General features: G+C 72.6%; 15 protein-coding genes. 4 read left to right on the top strand and 11 right to left on the bottom strand.

Annotation, left to right across the window (positions count from 1 at the left end):
- Positions 1 to 24 precede the first annotated feature (24 nt).
- Positions 25 to 1,716: an MFS transporter gene (locus ACFVFH_RS17730; protein WP_383769155.1), complete on the bottom strand. Its 1,692-nt coding sequence runs from the start codon at positions 1,714 to 1,716 to the stop codon at positions 25 to 27.
- 533 nt (positions 1,717 to 2,249) lie between these two features.
- On the opposite strand from ACFVFH_RS17730, the gene ACFVFH_RS17725 reads away from it, so the two are divergent.
- The gene (locus ACFVFH_RS17725) at positions 2,250 to 3,248 is read left to right on the top strand and encodes a phosphatase PAP2 family protein (protein ID WP_383769152.1); all 999 of its coding nucleotides are present in this window, start codon (positions 2,250 to 2,252) and stop codon (positions 3,246 to 3,248) included.
- 116 nt (positions 3,249 to 3,364) lie between these two features.
- Here the strand turns inward: ACFVFH_RS17725 and ACFVFH_RS17720 are convergent, their stop codons facing one another.
- From ACFVFH_RS17720 to ACFVFH_RS17705, 4 genes are all read right to left on the bottom strand, one after another.
- Positions 3,365 to 3,580: an I78 family peptidase inhibitor gene (locus ACFVFH_RS17720; protein WP_383769150.1), complete on the bottom strand. Its 216-nt coding sequence runs from the start codon at positions 3,578 to 3,580 to the stop codon at positions 3,365 to 3,367.
- A gap of 389 nt (positions 3,581 to 3,969) precedes the next feature.
- Positions 3,970 to 4,953, bottom strand: coding sequence for a helix-turn-helix transcriptional regulator (locus ACFVFH_RS17715; protein WP_383769148.1), 984 nt, complete (start codon positions 4,951 to 4,953; stop codon positions 3,970 to 3,972).
- 58 nt (positions 4,954 to 5,011) lie between these two features.
- Complete coding sequence (locus ACFVFH_RS17710; RefSeq protein WP_383769145.1) at positions 5,012 to 5,851, bottom strand: transferase; 840 nt, start codon at positions 5,849 to 5,851, stop codon at positions 5,012 to 5,014.
- Entirely contained in the window at positions 5,848 to 7,131 is a 1,284-nt protein-coding gene (locus ACFVFH_RS17705) for a glycosyltransferase family 4 protein (RefSeq protein ID WP_383769142.1), read from the bottom strand. The genes ACFVFH_RS17710 and ACFVFH_RS17705 overlap by 4 nt, the downstream gene beginning before the upstream one ends.
- Positions 7,132 to 7,490: 359 nt before the next feature.
- Here ACFVFH_RS17705 and ACFVFH_RS17700 point away from each other — a divergent pair, with 359 nt between their 5' ends.
- Both ACFVFH_RS17700 and ACFVFH_RS17695 read left to right on the top strand, forming a co-directional pair.
- On the top strand, positions 7,491 to 8,267 hold the full coding sequence (locus ACFVFH_RS17700) for a hypothetical protein (RefSeq protein ID WP_383769139.1): 777 nt from the start codon (positions 7,491 to 7,493) through the stop codon (positions 8,265 to 8,267).
- 137 nt (positions 8,268 to 8,404) lie between these two features.
- A complete protein-coding gene (locus ACFVFH_RS17695; protein ID WP_383769137.1) occupies positions 8,405 to 8,725 on the top strand; it encodes a hypothetical protein in 321 nt (106 codons plus the stop codon).
- Positions 8,726 to 8,794: 69 nt separating this feature from the next.
- Here the strand turns inward: ACFVFH_RS17695 and der are convergent, their stop codons facing one another.
- The 5 genes from der to aroH form a co-directional block, all read right to left on the bottom strand.
- Entirely contained in the window at positions 8,795 to 10,264 is a 1,470-nt protein-coding gene (gene der, locus ACFVFH_RS17690; protein ID WP_266421313.1) for a ribosome biogenesis GTPase Der, read from the bottom strand.
- 67 nt (positions 10,265 to 10,331) lie between these two features.
- Positions 10,332 to 10,988: a lysophospholipid acyltransferase family protein gene (locus tag ACFVFH_RS17685; protein WP_383769134.1), complete on the bottom strand. Its 657-nt coding sequence runs from the start codon at positions 10,986 to 10,988 to the stop codon at positions 10,332 to 10,334.
- A complete protein-coding gene (gene cmk / locus ACFVFH_RS17680) occupies positions 10,985 to 11,686 on the bottom strand; it encodes a (d)CMP kinase (protein WP_383769131.1) in 702 nt (233 codons plus the stop codon). The genes ACFVFH_RS17685 and cmk overlap by 4 nt, the downstream gene beginning before the upstream one ends.
- Positions 11,687 to 11,813: 127 nt before the next feature.
- On the bottom strand, positions 11,814 to 12,899 hold the full coding sequence (locus ACFVFH_RS17675; protein WP_383769128.1) for a prephenate dehydrogenase: 1,086 nt from the start codon (positions 12,897 to 12,899) through the stop codon (positions 11,814 to 11,816).
- Positions 12,896 to 13,258: a chorismate mutase gene (gene aroH / locus ACFVFH_RS17670; RefSeq protein WP_383769125.1), complete on the bottom strand. Its 363-nt coding sequence runs from the start codon at positions 13,256 to 13,258 to the stop codon at positions 12,896 to 12,898. Before aroH ends, ACFVFH_RS17675 begins: the two co-directional genes overlap by 4 nt.
- A 296-nt stretch (positions 13,259 to 13,554) precedes the next feature.
- Here aroH and ACFVFH_RS17665 point away from each other — a divergent pair, with 296 nt between their 5' ends.
- Positions 13,555 to 14,274, top strand: coding sequence for a DNA polymerase beta superfamily protein (locus ACFVFH_RS17665; RefSeq protein WP_383769123.1), 720 nt, complete (start codon positions 13,555 to 13,557; stop codon positions 14,272 to 14,274).
- 90 nt (positions 14,275 to 14,364) lie between these two features.
- Here the strand turns inward: ACFVFH_RS17665 and ACFVFH_RS17660 are convergent, their stop codons facing one another.
- Positions 14,365 to 15,153 carry a DNA polymerase beta superfamily protein gene (locus ACFVFH_RS17660; protein ID WP_383769121.1) on the bottom strand — a complete coding sequence of 263 codons (789 nt, stop codon included), beginning with the start codon at positions 15,151 to 15,153 and terminating at the stop codon, positions 14,365 to 14,367.

The following is a 15,153-nucleotide window of genomic DNA, read 5'->3' as shown; positions in this document are numbered from 1 at the left end:
ATGGCGTCGCACCGACGTTACGACTCAGTGCGCCGCCCGTCCAGGGCCGGTCGCCTCGGCGGGTCGGCGCCGGGCGGGCCGCACCGGGGAGCGCTGCGCGGGGAGTTCGCGCGCGGGGCGGTGTTCGCGCGTCCCGGCCGCGTCGGCCGGCTCCGCGTCGCCGAGCGCCGGCGAGGGGCAGTCCATCATCCGCGGCAGCCACAGCGCGGCGAACGCCCCGGCCAGCAGCAGAGCGGCGCTGACCAGCAGTGTGACGTGCAGTCCCGTGACGAAGGAGTGGCGCGCCGTGGAACGCAGCACGGCGCCCAGCGGGCCGCCCAGCCGGTCCGCCACCTGGTAGGCCTCGCCCAGCGAATGGGCGGCGGCCGCACGGGCCCCGGCCGGGACGCCCGCGTCGGAGAGCTTCGAGAGCCCGGGGGTGTAGGCGGCGTTCATGACACTGCCGAGCAGGGCGATCCCCATGCCCGCGCCCAGCTGGTACGAGGTCTCGCCGATCGCCGCCGCCCCGCCCGCACGGTCGGCGGGGGCCTCGCTGAGCATCGACTCGTACGCCCCGAAGAGCGTGGTCTGGAGCCCGAAGCCGAGGGCGACGAAGGCCACCGTCAGGAGCACGGGCCGGTCGTGCTGGCCCATCGCGGTCAGGATCAGCACCGAGACGGCCGTGAGCGCGAAGCCCCAGCCGACCATCCGGCGCGGGCCCAGCCGGCGCAGGGTGTACGAGCCGGTGGCGCCCGCGGCCATGGCGGCGAAGGTGAGCGGCAACAGCCGCAGACCGGTCTGGAGCGGGCTCAGGCCGAGGACGAGCTGGAGGTACTGCACGGCTATGAGTTCGAGGCCGACCAGGGCCAGCATGGCCAGGACGATGCAGCCCACCGCGGTGGAGAAGGCGGGCCGGGCGAACATCCCGATGTCGATCAGCGGATGCGTACGCCGTTTCTGACGGCGCACGAACACGACGAGCAGCACCGCCCCGATCAGCAGCGGGACGAGCGTGGCCGGGGTCAGCACCCCTTCCCCGGTGCCCGCCCGCTTCACCCCGAGGACCACCCCGAGCACTCCGGCCGCGGCCATCAGCGCGCCCAGCACGTCCCACGGGCCGTCCTGGCCGCCGCGCGACTCGGGCAGCAACAGCCGCCCGACCGGCAGCACCAGCGCCATCAGCGGCACGTTGATCAGGAAGACCGAGCCCCACCAGAAGTGCTCGACGAGAAAGCCGCCGATGACCGGGCCGGTGGCGGCGCCCACCGCGGCGACCGCGCTCCAGACGCCGATCGCGACGGCCCGCTCACGCCGGTCGGGGAAGACCTGCCGGAGGATCGACAGCGTCGCGGGCATGATCATCGCGCCGCCGACCCCGAGCAGGGCGCGCGCCACGATGAGCACGCCGGGGCTCCCGGCCAGCGCGGCGATCGCGGAGGCGACGCCGAAGAGCGCGTAGCCGAGCAGCAGGACGCGGCGGCGCCCGACCCGGTCCCCGAGGGTGCCGAAGAGGATCAGCAGCGAGGCGCAGACCAGCGGATAGGCGTCGACGATCCAGAGGAGGCCGACGGCGCTGGGCCGCAGGTCCTCGGTGACGGCGGGTACGGCGACGTGGAGCACGGTGGCGTCGAGCGCCACGAGCAGGAGGCTGAGGCAGAGGACGACGAGGACGACCCATCGATTGGCACCGTCGGCCGCTGGGCGCAGCCGGAATCGGGCTGTGGTCGTCCCGGACATGCATGTACCTCCCAAGGTCCCTCGCGCTCGGCGGGCCAACCGTGGATGCGACGGTTCGCCGCTCCTCATGGCCCGGCATCGACGGGCGAGTGATCCGTCAGCGTACGCGAGTTCGGACCCCTCACACGTGGTCCACCTCATACCCGGTCCGGCCACGGGGTGTGGCGTACGCCACCCCGGCCCGCCGCCCGGACCTGCGAGGACACCCTCCGCACCCGGCACAGGACGGTACCCGGCCGCCCGCGCGCGGCGGCCGCCGGGCCCGCACCGAAAGCGGCCGGTGACCGGACCGGCACCGTCCGTTCCGCCTTCCGCCGAGCCCGGATAAATTCATACCGGCACCTCCTGCGCTTTTCTTCCCGCGTCCAAACACCCTTCCGAAATGCGTGCGAAATCAATAGCGCGAAGGCCCTTCGAGAGGCATACCCGAGTCATGAATTAAGGGCCGTCCGAGACATAGTCCACATCACATCGTCATCACAAAGAGACCGGAACGACCTGGTCCCGCACTAACTCGCTGTAACGTCGATTGGGTGCGTACCGACATCTTTGCCCGCCTGGACCGGGAGCCGGAGCCGCCGAAGATAGAGCCACCGCGGATGAGTCGTCACCGCATCGCGCTCTTCGGCGGGACGTTGGCGTTCTATCTCGCCATCGTCGTCGCCGTGCTGGTCTCGTCCTGGCTGGTGACCCTGGACTGGAAGGTCATGCTCTTCCGGCCGTATCAGCAATGGCCGGGAATCCATGCCTTCCTCGACTACTACGTCGTGCTCGGCCAGCGCGGACCCACCGCCACCATGGTCGCGTGCTGGCTCGGCTGGCGCTCCTGGCGGCAGCACACACTGCGGCCGCTGCTGACGCTGGGCGCGGCGCTGCTGCTGCTCAATGTGACGGTCGGCGCGGTCAAGATCGGCCTGGGGCGACTCGGTCCGCACTACGCGACCCAGATCGGCTCCGCCGAACTCTTCGCCGGCGGCGACATATTTCCCTCCGGGCACACCGCCAACGCGGTGGTGACCTGGGGAATCCTCGCCTATCTGGCCACTACGCCACGGGCCCGGCGCTATCTCTCGGCGATGTCGGCCATCGTCTCGCTCGGCGTCGGTCTCACCACCGTCTATCTCGGTACGCACTGGCTCAGCGACGTCCTGCTGGGCTGGGCGGCGGGGCTGCTGATCATGCTGGGCCTGCCCTGGGTCGAGCCGCTGATCACCCGGGCCGAGGCGTGGATCTTCGCCCAGCGCGACAACCTGCGGGGGCTCGGCCGTCCCGTTCCCTCCGTGCCGGTCGCGGCCGGCGGGCCCAGGACCGTGCTGCTGCCGCAGCCGGACGGCGGCGACGTCCCGGCGCAGAACCCCGCGCCGGAGCCGGTCGCCGCAGGGGCCGCGAGCCCCCGCTCGCGCGCGCACACGACGCACCTGGTGCGCTCGGAGCGGACCCCGGTCACCCCGGCCGGCAGCCGTCGCCCGCCGCACGCCGACCGCACACCGCGCGGCGGCACCGCCCCGGCCCGCCCGGTGGCCGGTGGCTGAGGCCCCGGCGGACGCGTAGCGGTACGCACAGCCGCTCCCGGACATGTGTGAGGGCCCCGACCGGCGTCGGGGCCCTCACGCGTCCTCGGGTCACGGGCGCCGGACCGGCGGTGCCCTCAGCCCACCCAGCAGCGGGTGACGACACCGGCGGCGACCTCGAAGTTGATCCGCCCGCTCCGGAACTCCATCGTGACGATCGCGCCCGGCGGCAGGGATCTGACGGTGCTCCAGCCATGGCCGCGGGCCCGGCGCTCGGCGGCCTCGGAGGCGAGGCCGACGTACGCACCGGGGGTGTCGTCGGGCTGGGCGGAGGGGCTCGGTATGGGTGCCATGTCTTTCACCGTAGGCGGCCGGGGGCCATGACGGAAGCCGGGGCTCCGCCGCCGCCTGGCATCCCCACGTCCCCCATCGGTCACGCTTGTGTCACAGGATCACGACACGCCCGCCGCTCGGATCACACCGCCCGAACACGGGCCCCGGGGACCGGACACACAGTAATCGGACAAGCCCGGGAACAAGCGGCCGGAAGGCCCGGAATCGGAACGGAATATCCCGTGCCGAGCGCGTCGAATTCCCGTTCCGAATAACCTGTGTAAATGAGCAGGTCGCCGGGAATTCACGCTTCCTTATGGCACCCTTATCCTCTGGTCACAATATTCCGCGCCGACCGCCGGGCCGCCCGTCGGCCGTCCGTGGGTATAACGGGCAACCCGGGCCGCCCCTATGGCGTTGTCGCAGGCGGGACTCGGTCCAGGGCTCTGGAGAGCCGGTCCCTGACCGTCCCGATCGCGTCCTGGAGCTCCGGCGGTTCGACCACTTCGAAGTCGATTCCCAGCATCATCACGTGGATGACCAGCACTTCCCAGGTCGCCGCACCGGCGCGCAGCAGACAGGTGTCGGCGTCGACCGCCTCCAGCACCCCCGCCGAGGGCGAGACCCGCTCGGCCGCGCGCTCGATGCCCGCCTTCAGCCGGACCACCGCCCGCGTCGGGTACACCCCCGTGGAGATCCCCTTCGACACATAGGCGGCCAGGTCCTCGGCAGGCGCGTCACGGGGGACGAACCTCGGGCCGTGCGGCGGCGTGGGCGTGATCCGGTCCACCCGGAAGGTACGCCAGTCCGCGCGGTCCAGGTCCCAGGCGACGAGGTACCAGCGGCGCTCGGTGCACACCAGCCGGTGCGGTTCGACGGTCCGCCGGGAGACGGAGCCGGAGTGGTCCCGGTACGCGAAGCGCAGCCGCTCGGCGTCCCGGCAGGCCCCGGCGAGTTCGGTCAGGACCCCCGCGTCGGCGACCTCCCCGGCGGTCCCTCGGAGCAGCGGCACGGTGAAGGTGTTCAGCGCGTTCACCCGGCGCCGGAGGCGGTCCGGCAGCACCTGTTCGAGCTTGGCCAGAGCGCGTACGGAGGTCTCTCCGATGCCCTCGATGCCGTTGCCCGCGGCGGTGCGCAGACCGACCGCGACGGCGACGGCCTCCTCGTCGTCCAGCAGCAGGGGCGGCAGCTCGGCCCCGGCGCCGAGCTGGTACCCGCCGCCGGTGCCGGGGCTGGCGTTGACCGGGTAGCCCAGTTCGCGCAGCTTGTCGACGTCGCGCCGGACGGTCCGGGGGGTGACCCCGAGCCGCTCGGCGAGGTCGGCGCCGGACCAGTCCCGGTGGGCCTGGAGGAGTGAGAGCAGACGCAGCAGTCGTGCCGAGGTCTCCAACATGGGACGAGTCTGCCAGCCCTTGAGGACAGCACGTGTCCGCGAGCCCGGCGGACCGGCCTCAGCCCACCGGCTCCGGTTCGAGCCGTACGCACAGGTCGTTGTCGGTGGAGTAGCAGGGGGTGGCCAGGGTCCCCTCCCCCGTGCCGCGGCCGGGGTAGACGAAGATCTTCTTGCGGTCCCAGACGTCGTCGAGGATCCGGGAGATCCGTACGCCGCCGGACCCTTCGCCCTCCGCCGTCCCGGTCACCAGCCAGAGCGTCCACAGCTGCTGCGCGGTGACGGCCCCCTCGGCCAGCCGGTCCAGGGGGAGCGTGAAGGCGAAGGCGCCGTCCCGCCCGGTGACCGGCACCCGCAGGACCCGGCCTCCGGCGCCGGGCTGCCGCGCCTCGACACCGGCGTCGGCCCCGAGCTCCGCGCCGTACAGCCTGCACTCGACGGTGACCCCGGTCTCGTCGAAGGTCACCGCTCCCGCCTCGGCGTGCGGGGCGCGGTGCCAGCAGCGCACGGCGAGCCGGCCGTCGAGGGTCGGGTACGGGATGCGGACCGCGACCGGACCGGGCCCCGGGGTGCGGTCGACGAGCAGCCGCAGATCCCTGGTCCCGGGCTCGACGGCCACCGCCGCGTCGTCGTCCGTGCCCGGCTCGCGGAGGTACACGTCCCAGCGGCCCTCGGCGTACTCCCCGGCCCCGGGCAGCACCGCGCGCAGCCGTCCGTCGCGCAGCGGGCTCAGCGGGAGCCGTACGGTCCCGCCGGCCGCGCCCTTGCTGCCGCGCAGCCGCAGGAGCAGTTCGGGTGCTTCCCCGTCCTCGCGGCGGAGGCCGAGATCGAAGGTGATCCCGCCGTCGGGTCCCACGGTGCAGTCGGCCCGCGGTGTGCTTCGCCCTGCGGAGGCGCTCATGCGGTCTTCCCCTTGCGGATCGCGGCGGCCGCCTTGTAGCGCAGGGCGTACGCCCCGTCCAGCACGGTGCCCCGGGCACGGTGCAGCGTGGTCCTCATCGCGCCGTGCGAGCGGTCGCGCGGGCCCCGCGAGGCGAGTTCGGTGAAGAGCTGTTCGTGGCGTTCGGCGATCCGCGACGGGTCGAACCGCTGCGAGGCGACCAGCGCGGCGTGCCCCGCGCGGCGCCGGGCCTCGTCGTCCTGGATCAGGCCGAGCAGGGCGTCAGCCACCGCCGCCGTGTCGCCGACGGGCACCAGCCGTCCGTCGGTGCCGTCGTCGATGATCTCGCGGGGGCCGTGCGGGCAGTCGGTGGCGACGACCGGCAGCCCGCCGCGCATCGCCTCGACGATGGTCATGCCGAAGGACTCGCGGTCCGACGTGACCGCGGCGATCGATCCCTTGGGCCACTCGGCCTCCAGCGGATTGACCGGTCCCATCAGGAACACGTGGTCGTGCAGGCCGAGTTCGGCGACGAGGTCGAGCAGCGCCTGTCGTTCGTTGCCGGTCGCGTCGCCGCCGCCGTAGATGCGCAGCCGCCAGTCCGGACGGACCGCGACCACGTCGGCGAAGGCCCGGACGAGCAGGTCGTAGCGCTTGACCTTGTGCAGCCGGCCCGCGGCGATCACCCACTTGTGGTCGCCGTCGGCGGGCGGGATGGTCGGCGCGGGCACGCTGTTGGGGATGGCCTCGATCCGTACCCCGGGCAGCTTGAACCCGGCCCGGTAGGCACGGGCGTCCGCCTCGGTGACGGTGGTGATCGCGTCGAGCAGGGCGTAGCGGTGCCCGATCTCGCGGCGGAGCCGGTAGCCGTGGCTGTCGAGGGTGAGGTGCTCCTGACCGATCCGGACCGGGCCGCGGCGGGCCTGCCTGCTGATGTGCACATTGAGCCCCGGCCGGGTGCCGACCACGACGTCCGCCTCCAGGGAGCGCAGATGGTCCGCCACCCGGGCGTCGCTCAGCCTGCTGTACTGCCGGTACCTGCTGTCGCCGCGCGGGAACACGGTGGCGGGGCGGGCGTAGTCGGTGGCGTCGCCGTCGTACGTCGGGCTCTTCTTGCGGAGATCGACGAGGTGGCGCAGGCGCACGCCTTCGGGCGCGCCCAGCGCGGGCACGTCACGGTGCCGGAAGACCGACACGATCTCGATGTCGTGGTGCCCGGCCAGCTCCCCGGCGAGGTTGAACGTCGTACGGATCGTGCCTCCGACTCCATAGGCGTTGTGGAGCAGGAAAGAAATGTGCATGAGACGCCATGTCTCCCGGTTCGACTGGATCAGCTGTGGGCCGCACTTGGCAGGACGGCACGGGCCGGTCGACGGTTCACTCCGAGTAGGGACGAATTTCAGCCAGCCGTGAACTCGTCCGTTTTCCTGCTTTATCGAGGTATCGGCGCACCGGTGCACGGGCGAGTCGATCACATCCCGCCCCGCAAGATCACGACAAATACGCCTTAAACAGCCTCCAGGACCCCGAGATTCACCCTCTGCGCCGGTTGGTTCGATTACGTTCCCTTTCTCGCGTGACCCCGGCCGCGGCTCGCCCGTTGTCATTTCCATGAGCCGGGAACCGCCCGGCGCACGCACCGAGTTCGAGGAGCCACCCCGTGCCGCGCATGCTCGACGTCAGCGAGGACGTACGCGCCGAGATCGGCGACGCCGAAGCCGACCGGCTGCTCATCGGCGACAACGCCCCGGGCAGTTACGACTGCACTTCCTGCCGCACCCCCGGCGACTCCGAGCAGGAACGCACGAGCACGGTGCTCTTCGTCGGTGACGAGACCGCCGTCCTGGCCTTCGCCCACGCGACGTGCATCCCCTCGCAGGTCGTCCAGGTCGCCGAGGAGCAGCTGCAGGGCGCCGTACGCAGCATCACCGGCGGCGAGGCCCCGGAGGGCCTCTCCCCCGAGCAGGCGGTTCTCGGGGTCACCAGCGGCCTCGTCCTGATCGACGACGAGCTCCACCCGGCCCTCGTCGTCGAGCCGACCGGTGCGATCGCCCGTCCGGGCACCGACGGCAGCCGGGGCGACGAATTCCTCCAGCTGCTGCGGGAGCAGGGCTTCCACCCGGCCGCCGGGATGGACCAGGTGCCCGCCGTGCTGCACGGCTGGTCGATCCTGCTCGCCATGGGCCGGCTGCACGCCGTACTCCAGCCGGGCACCGGCGGCGGCGCACCGGTCGCCTGGTGGCAGGCGCACGCGCCCCTCCAGGTCACCGAGGGCTGGCGGACCGCGGCCAACAAGTCGCAGACCGTCCTCGTCTACGCCGCCCCCGCCGGGACGATCGGCCAGCAGCCGCGTGAGGACCTGCTGCGGGACGCCCTGGACAAGGCGGCGGCCGACGGGCTCCTGGTCGCCGCCGCGATGCCGCTGGCCGGTACCTGATCGTGGCCGTCGGCCGCTCCCACCGGCGGCGAACAGCTATTTCTCCGCCGCGCCCGCATCCGACGGAGACCGGGGTCGTTGGCACATACGTGCACTCATACGACTCCTCCCACCAGCGCCCGAGCCCGATCCCTGCCATGCGGCCCTCGCGGGACCCCTCGGGCGGTCAGTCCCAGACTCCGATCTACGACGCGCTGTACTCCGAGTACCGTCGCTCGTTCCGGGCGCTGCCGGGTGATCGGAGCGGCGAGGAGAATCTCGGCTTCATGGCCTTCGGCACCGGGCTCTTCGGCAGCCGTCTCCCGCTGAGCGGCCACTCCGCCGGCTTCTCCACCGGTCTCGCCGTGACCGGCGGCTCCGGCAGCCACAGCGGCGGCCTCGGCTCCTGGCAGCGGGTGGGCCGGCATTCCGGGCGCAGCCGGCCGGCGGCCCTGCCCCCGGGTTCGCGAGGGGTCTGACCCCACGACCGAGCCCCGGGCCGTCCCCCATGCGGGACGGTCCGGGGCTCGGTCGTACGCCCGTGGCTGCTACTTGTTGCGGCCGCGCTTCTCGCGGACGCGTACCGAGATGTGGATCGGGGTGCCCTCGAAGCCGAACTCCTCACGGAGCCGGCGCTCGACGAAGCGCCGGTAGCCGTGCTCCAGGAAGCCCGAGGCGAACAGCACGAAGCGCGGCGGCTTGGTACCGGCCTGGGTGCCGAAGAGGATCCGGGGCTGCTTGCCGCCGCGGACGGGGTGCGGGTGGGAGGCGACGATCTCGCCGAGGAAGGCGTTGAGCCGACCGGTGGGAACGCGGGTCTCCCAGCTGGCGAGGGCGGTCTCGATCGCCGGAACGAGCTTCTCCATGTGCCGGCCGGTGACGGCCGAGACATTGACCCGGGGCGCCCACGCGATCTGCGCGAGCTCCGTCTCGATCTCGCGCTCCAGGTAGTAGCGGCGCTCCTCGTCGAGGGTGTCCCACTTGTTGTACGCGATCACCAGGGCACGCCCGGCCTCCACGGCCATGGTGATGATGCGCTGGTCCTGGACGCTGATGGACTCGCCCGCGTCGATCAGGACGACGGCGACCTCGGCCTTCTCCACGGCGGCGGCGGTACGCAGCGAGGCGTAGTAGTCCGCGCCCTCCTGGAGGTGGACGCGGCGGCGGATGCCGGCCGTGTCGATGAACTTCCAGGTGATGCCACCGAGCTCGATCAGCTCGTCGACCGGGTCACGGGTGGTGCCCGCGAGCTCGTTGACGACGACGCGGTCCTCGTTCGCCACCTTGTTCAGCAGCGAGGACTTGCCGACGTTCGGGCGGCCGATGAGCGCGATCCGGCGCGGGCCGCCGATCGCGGTGCCGAAGCGCTGGGCCGGGGCCTCGGGAAGCGCTTCGAGCACGGCGTCGAGCAGGTCGCCGGTGCCGCGGCCGTGCAGCGAGGAGACCGGGTGCGGCTCGCCGAGACCCAGCGACCAGAGTGCGGTGGCGTCCGCCTCGCCGCTCTGTCCGTCGACCTTGTTGGCGCACAGCACGACGGGCTTGCCCGCCCGGCGCAGCAGCTTGACGACGGCCTCGTCGGTGTCGGTCGCGCCGACGGTCGAGTCGACCACGAAGACGACCGCGTCGGACGCCTCGATGGCGTACTCGGCCTGGGCGGCGACGGAGGCGTCGATGCCCAGCACGTCCTGTTCCCAGCCGCCGGTGTCGACGACCTTGAAGCGGCGGCCCGCCCACTCGGCCTCGTAGGTGACCCGGTCGCGGGTGACGCCGGGCTTGTCCTCGACGACCGCCTCGCGGCGGCCGATGATCCGGTTCACCAGTGTCGACTTGCCGACATTGGGACGGCCGACGACGGCGAGGACGGGCAGCGGTCCGTGACCGGCCTCGTCGATCGCGCCCTCGACCTCTTCGAGATCGAAGCCCTCCTCCGCGGCGAGCTCCATGAACTCCGCGTACTCGGCGTCGCCAAGCGCTCCGTGCTCGTGGTCCGAGCCGTCGGAGTGAATCTGGTCGTTCATGAAGTCCGTTCCTCTTTGCATCATCATCGATGGGCCGCCGACACGCGGCCCACTACTCAAGTCTTACTTAGCGCCCGGTGAAGCGCCTGGCCTCGTCCAGATGGGCGGTCAGCCGCTCCTGGATCCGTACCGTCGCCTCGTCCAGCGCCTTGCGCGTACGCCGCCCGCTGCCGTCGCCCGCCTCGAAGGCGTCGCCGAAGACGACGTCGACCCGGCTGCGCAGCGGCGGCAGTGCCGATATCAACCGTCCGCTGCGCTCGGTGCTTCCCAGGACGGCCACGGGCACGATCGGCGCCCCGCTGCGTACCGCGAAGTACGCGAGCCCGGCGCGCAGGGAGGCGAAGTCGCCCTCGCCCCTGGTGCCCTCGGGAAAGATCCCGAGGGCCCCGCCGTTCGCCAGCACACCGAGGGCATGGGTGACGGCGGCGCGGTCGACGGTCGTACGGTCCACCTTCAGCTGACCGATTCCGCGCAGGAACGGGTCGAGCGGGCCGACGAACGCCTCCTTCTTGATCAGGAAGTGGACGGGCCGGGGCGCGGTGCCCATCAGCATCGGACCGTCGATGTTGTGCGAGTGGTTCACCGCGAGTATGACGGGTCCGGCGGCGGGGACCCGCCACGCACCGAGGACGCGGGGCTTCCACAGCCCGTACATCAGCCCGATGCCGATCCCGCGCCCGACCGCCGCACCGCGCGGCGAGGGCGAGCCCGTGGCCTGGGTCACTTCGCGGCCCGCTTCTCCTCGACGAGGGTGACGACGCACTCGATGACCTGCTGAAGGGTCAGCTCGGTGGTGTCCACCTCGACGGCGTCGTCGGCCTTGGCGAGCGGGGAGGTCTTGCGGCCGGAGTCGGCCGCGTCCCGCTTGATCAGCGCTTCCTTGGTGGCGGCGAGATCGGAGCCCTTGACCTCTCCGCTGCGCCGGGCGGCGCGCGCCTCCGGGGAAGCGGTGAGGAAGATCTTCAGGTCGGCGTCCGGCAGCACGGTGGTGCCGATGTCACGGCCCTCGACGACGATGCCGTGCCCGGCCGCGGCCGCGATGGAGCGCTGGAGCTCGGTGATCCGGGTGCGCACCTCGGGCACCGCGCTGACGGCGCTGACCTTGGAGGTGACCTCCTGGGTGCGGATCGGGGCCGAGGCGTCCTCGCCGTCGACGGTGATCGTCGGGGCGGCGGGATCCGTGCCGGAGACGATGACCGGCTTGGCGGCGGCGGTCGCCACCTCCGCGGCGTCCTGCACGTCGACGCCGTTGTTCAGCATCCACCAGGTGATCGCCCGGTACTGGGCGCCGGTGTCCAGGTAGCTCAGGCCGAGCTGCGCGGCGACGGCCTTGGACGTGCTCGACTTGCCGGTGCCGGAGGGCCCGTCGATGGCGACGATCACTGCGGCCGGGGCCGTACGGGTTTCCACGGTGGTGGACACCTTCCTGATACACGGGGTGGGCGGGACGGGGGCGCGTGCGAACCCGCCCCGCACAAGGTTACCGAGTGTCGGAGCGGGTCTCCGCACCCCTGTGGACAACGGCCCTTTGGCCCTGCCCGCCCCGGGGCTACTGCCGTATCGACCAGCCGCGCTCGCTCAGCGCCGCGCTCAGCCGGGGGGCCGCGCTCGGCTCGACCATCAGCTGGACCAGACCGGCCTGCTGCCCGGTGGCGTGCTCGATGCGTACGTCCTCGACGTTGACCCCGGCCCGCCCGGCGTCGGCGAAGATCCCGGCCAGCTCGCCCGGCCGGTCGCTGATGAGCACGGACACCATCTCGTAGACGGTGGGGGCGGTCCCGTGCTTGCCGGGCACCCTGATCCGGCCCGCGTTGCCCCGGCGCAGGACGTCCTCGATGCCCTGGGTGCCCTCGCGGCGCCGTTCGTCGTCGTCGGACTGGAGGCCGCGCAGTGCCCGTACCGTCTCGTCCAGGTCGGCGGCGACCCCGGCCAGCACGTCGGCGACCGGGCCGGGGTTGGCGGAGAGGATCTCCACCCACATCCGGGGGTCGGAGGCGGCGATCCGGGTGACGTCCCGGATGCCCTGGCCGCAGAGGCGCACGGCGGTCTCGTCGGCCTCCTCCAGGCGCGCGGCGACCATCGACGAGATCAGCTGCGGGGTGTGGGAGACCAGGGCGACGGCCCGGTCGTGCGCGTCGGCGTCCATGACGACCGGGACGGCGCGGCAGAGCGCGACCAGCTCCAGGGCGAGGTTGAGGACCTCGGTGTCGGTGTCCCGGGTCGGCGTGAGGACCCAGGGCCGGCCCTCGAACAGGTCCGCGGTGGCGGCGAGCGGGCCCGACCGCTCCTTGCCGGCCATGGGGTGCGTACCGATGTACGGCGTGAGGTCGAGGCCGAGGGCCTCCAGCTCGCGGCGCGGGCCGCCCTTCACGCTGGCGACGTCGAGGTAGCCCCGGGCGATGCCGTCCCGGATGGCGGCGGCCAGCACCGAGGCCACATGGGCGGGGGGCACGGCGATGATCGCCAGGTCCACCCGGCCCTCGGGCGCCTCGTCCGTACCGGCGCCCAGCGCGGCCGCGGTGCGGGCGGACCCGGCGTCGTGGTCGACGAGGTGGACCTGGATGCCGCGCCCGGCGAGGGCGAGGGCCGCGGACGTGCCGACGAGGCCCGTTCCGATGACGACGGCGGTTCTCACTGGGCGATGTCCTTGCGGAGTGCGGCGGTGGCGCCGAGGTACACATGGGCGATCTCGGACTTGGGAAGGTACGTCTCGACATGCGCGAGGACGCGCACCACGCGGGGCATGGCCCCCGTGATGTCCAGTTCCTGGGCGCAGATCAGCGGTACGTCGACGATACCGAGCCCGCGCGCGGCGGCGGCCGGGAAGTCGCTGTGCAGGTCGGGGGTGGCCGTGAACCAGATGCTGATCAGATCGTCCGCGACGAGGCTGTTGCGCTCCAGGACCGCCGTGAGCAGGGCGCCGACCTGCTCGCCCATGTGCCCGGCCTCGTCCTGGTCCAGCTGGACGGCTCCGCGGACCGCTCGTACCGCCACGTCGTGCTCCTCGGTTCCTCGTCCGGGTCGCGCCTGCCGGCCGCCCGCGTGATCTCTCCGACGGATCAGCCTAGAGGGACGGCGAGGCCGGCGGTTCCGGCTGCTCTGTCCGTGAGACGGAACGGGTGCGTGCCGCCGGGGCCGCTTCCCGCCGCGACCCCGCCCTCCCGGAGGGGATTCATCGACAATGTCGGCCAGAAAACGAGGGTGCGCCACCCGGGCGGGCGTTCCGCACCGGGGCCCCGGGCCGGGAAACCCCGGGTGCAACCCGTTTTCGCTCCCGTACGCTCGCCGGCATGATCACCCCCGGCCCCGAGGCCCTCGTACGCGACCACACGGTCTACTCCTGTGTGATGGGCTCACGCGCCTTCGGACTCGCCACGGAGGGGAGCGACACCGACCGGCGCGGCGTGTTCCTCGCGCCGACCCCGCTGTTCTGGCGGTTCGAGAAGCCGCCGACCCATGTCGAGGGCCCGGCGCAGGAGCAGTTCTCGTGGGAGCTGGAGCGCTTCTGCGATCTGGCGCTGCGCGCCAACCCCAATGTGCTGGAGTGCCTGCACTCGCCGCTGGTGGAGCACGCCGACGCCGTGGGCCGTGAACTCCTCTCCCTGCGCGGCGCGTTCCTCTCCCGGCTGGCCCACCGGACCTTCGTGCGCTACGCCCTGGGCCAGCGCGGGAAGCTGGAGGCGGACGTACGGCAATACGGGGCGCCGCGCTGGAAGCACGCCATGCATCTGCTGCGGCTGCTGGCCTCCGGCCGGGACCTGCTGCGCACGGGCGAGCTCACGATCGAGGTGGGCGCGGCCCGGGAGGAGCTGCTGGCGGTGCGGCGGGGCGAGGTGCCGTGGGCGGAGGTCGAGCGCCGGATGAACCGTCTCGTCGAGGAGGACGAGGCGGCCGGAAGGAACTCCCCGCTCCCGCCGGAGCCGGACCGGGCCCGGGTGGAGGACTTCCTGATCCGCACTCGCCGGGCATCCGTGTCCTGGCCCGGCGGGGACTCCGCTGCCGGGCCCTGACCGGCGGGAACCCACGGACGCGCCCCGGCCCGGCGGAGAACGGCTGACGGGCCCCGGTCCGGCCGGGCGACCGCGGGCTCCGAACGGGCCCTACCCCGCCCGCCCCGTCAGCCGTGCCCGCACCACGAGGTCGTGGAGCGCGTCGAACGCGCCGGGCGCATCGGGGAGCCTCGACTCCGCCTGGGCCTCGTCCAGCACCCCGTGCAGCGCCTCGACGTCCCGGGAGACCTCCGGCCCCGCCGCGTCCCCCGCCGCGCCGTGCTCGGCCCCGGCCTTCGCCTCGATCAGCTCGGGCAGGTACGCGGGCGCCGCCACCTCCCCGAGCAGGGTCGGCAGATGCGCCCGTACCTCGCCGCTGCGCATCAGATGGATCCCGGTGAGCAGCGCCCGGAACGTGTACAGCAGCGGCTTCAGCTCGCCGGTCCTCCCGAAGAGCCGCCACTGGGTGTTGGCGAATCCCCGGTAGTGGTGGGCGTGGTTGCGGGTGACCACGCCCGGCGCCAGGTCCGCCAGTTCCTCATGTGTCCCGCTCGTGTGCACGACCAGCGGCGAGAGCAGCTGCTCCAGCACATAGCCGTTCGGCTTCAGCATCAGCCGGACGAACTTCCGCAGGTCGTGCGTGACGAGGTCCATCTCGACCCCGTCCCGGTCCCACATCCGTGAGCGCGTCTCCTCGGGCTCGCGGAGTCCCACGAGATCCTCCGCGGGCAGGAGATGGACCCCCCGAAGGTCCACATCCGAGTCCTTGGAGGGGAACCCGTACAGATGCGCCCCGGAGACCGTGGCGAACAGCAGCGGGTGGCGCTCCCCGGCGACGACCGGGCCGAGGTCCGTGACCGGCAGCCCGGCTTCCTGGAGGTGCTTGGTGTCCATGCGCAT

It is taken from the genome of Streptomyces sp. NPDC057697, from assembly GCF_042799335.1.
GTDB lineage: Bacteria > Actinomycetota > Actinomycetes > Streptomycetales > Streptomycetaceae > Streptomyces.
This window is presented reverse-complemented; position numbering and strand designations above follow the sequence as displayed.

What these genes read in the sequence shown, in the direction of transcription:
- ACFVFH_RS17705 (WP_383769142.1), bottom strand. Translation starts at nt 7,131, where the DNA reads ATGCACATTTCTTTCCTGCTCCACAACGCCTATGGAGTCGGAGGCACG.
- ACFVFH_RS17695 (WP_383769137.1), top strand. Translation starts at nt 8,405, where the DNA reads ATGCGGCCCTCGCGGGACCCCTCGGGCGGTCAGTCCCAGACTCCGATC.
- ACFVFH_RS17660 (WP_383769121.1), bottom strand. Translation starts at nt 15,153, where the DNA reads ATGCGCATGGACACCAAGCACCTCCAGGAAGCCGGGCTGCCGGTCACG.
- ACFVFH_RS17730 (WP_383769155.1), bottom strand. Translation starts at nt 1,716, where the DNA reads ATGTCCGGGACGACCACAGCCCGATTCCGGCTGCGCCCAGCGGCCGAC.
- der (WP_266421313.1), bottom strand. Translation starts at nt 10,264, where the DNA reads ATGAACGACCAGATTCACTCCGACGGCTCGGACCACGAGCACGGAGCG.
- ACFVFH_RS17720 (WP_383769150.1), bottom strand. Translation starts at nt 3,580, where the DNA reads ATGGCACCCATACCGAGCCCCTCCGCCCAGCCCGACGACACCCCCGGT.
- ACFVFH_RS17710 (WP_383769145.1), bottom strand. Translation starts at nt 5,851, where the DNA reads ATGAGCGCCTCCGCAGGGCGAAGCACACCGCGGGCCGACTGCACCGTG.
- ACFVFH_RS17665 (WP_383769123.1), top strand. Translation starts at nt 13,555, where the DNA reads ATGATCACCCCCGGCCCCGAGGCCCTCGTACGCGACCACACGGTCTAC.
- ACFVFH_RS17715 (WP_383769148.1), bottom strand. Translation starts at nt 4,953, where the DNA reads ATGTTGGAGACCTCGGCACGACTGCTGCGTCTGCTCTCACTCCTCCAG.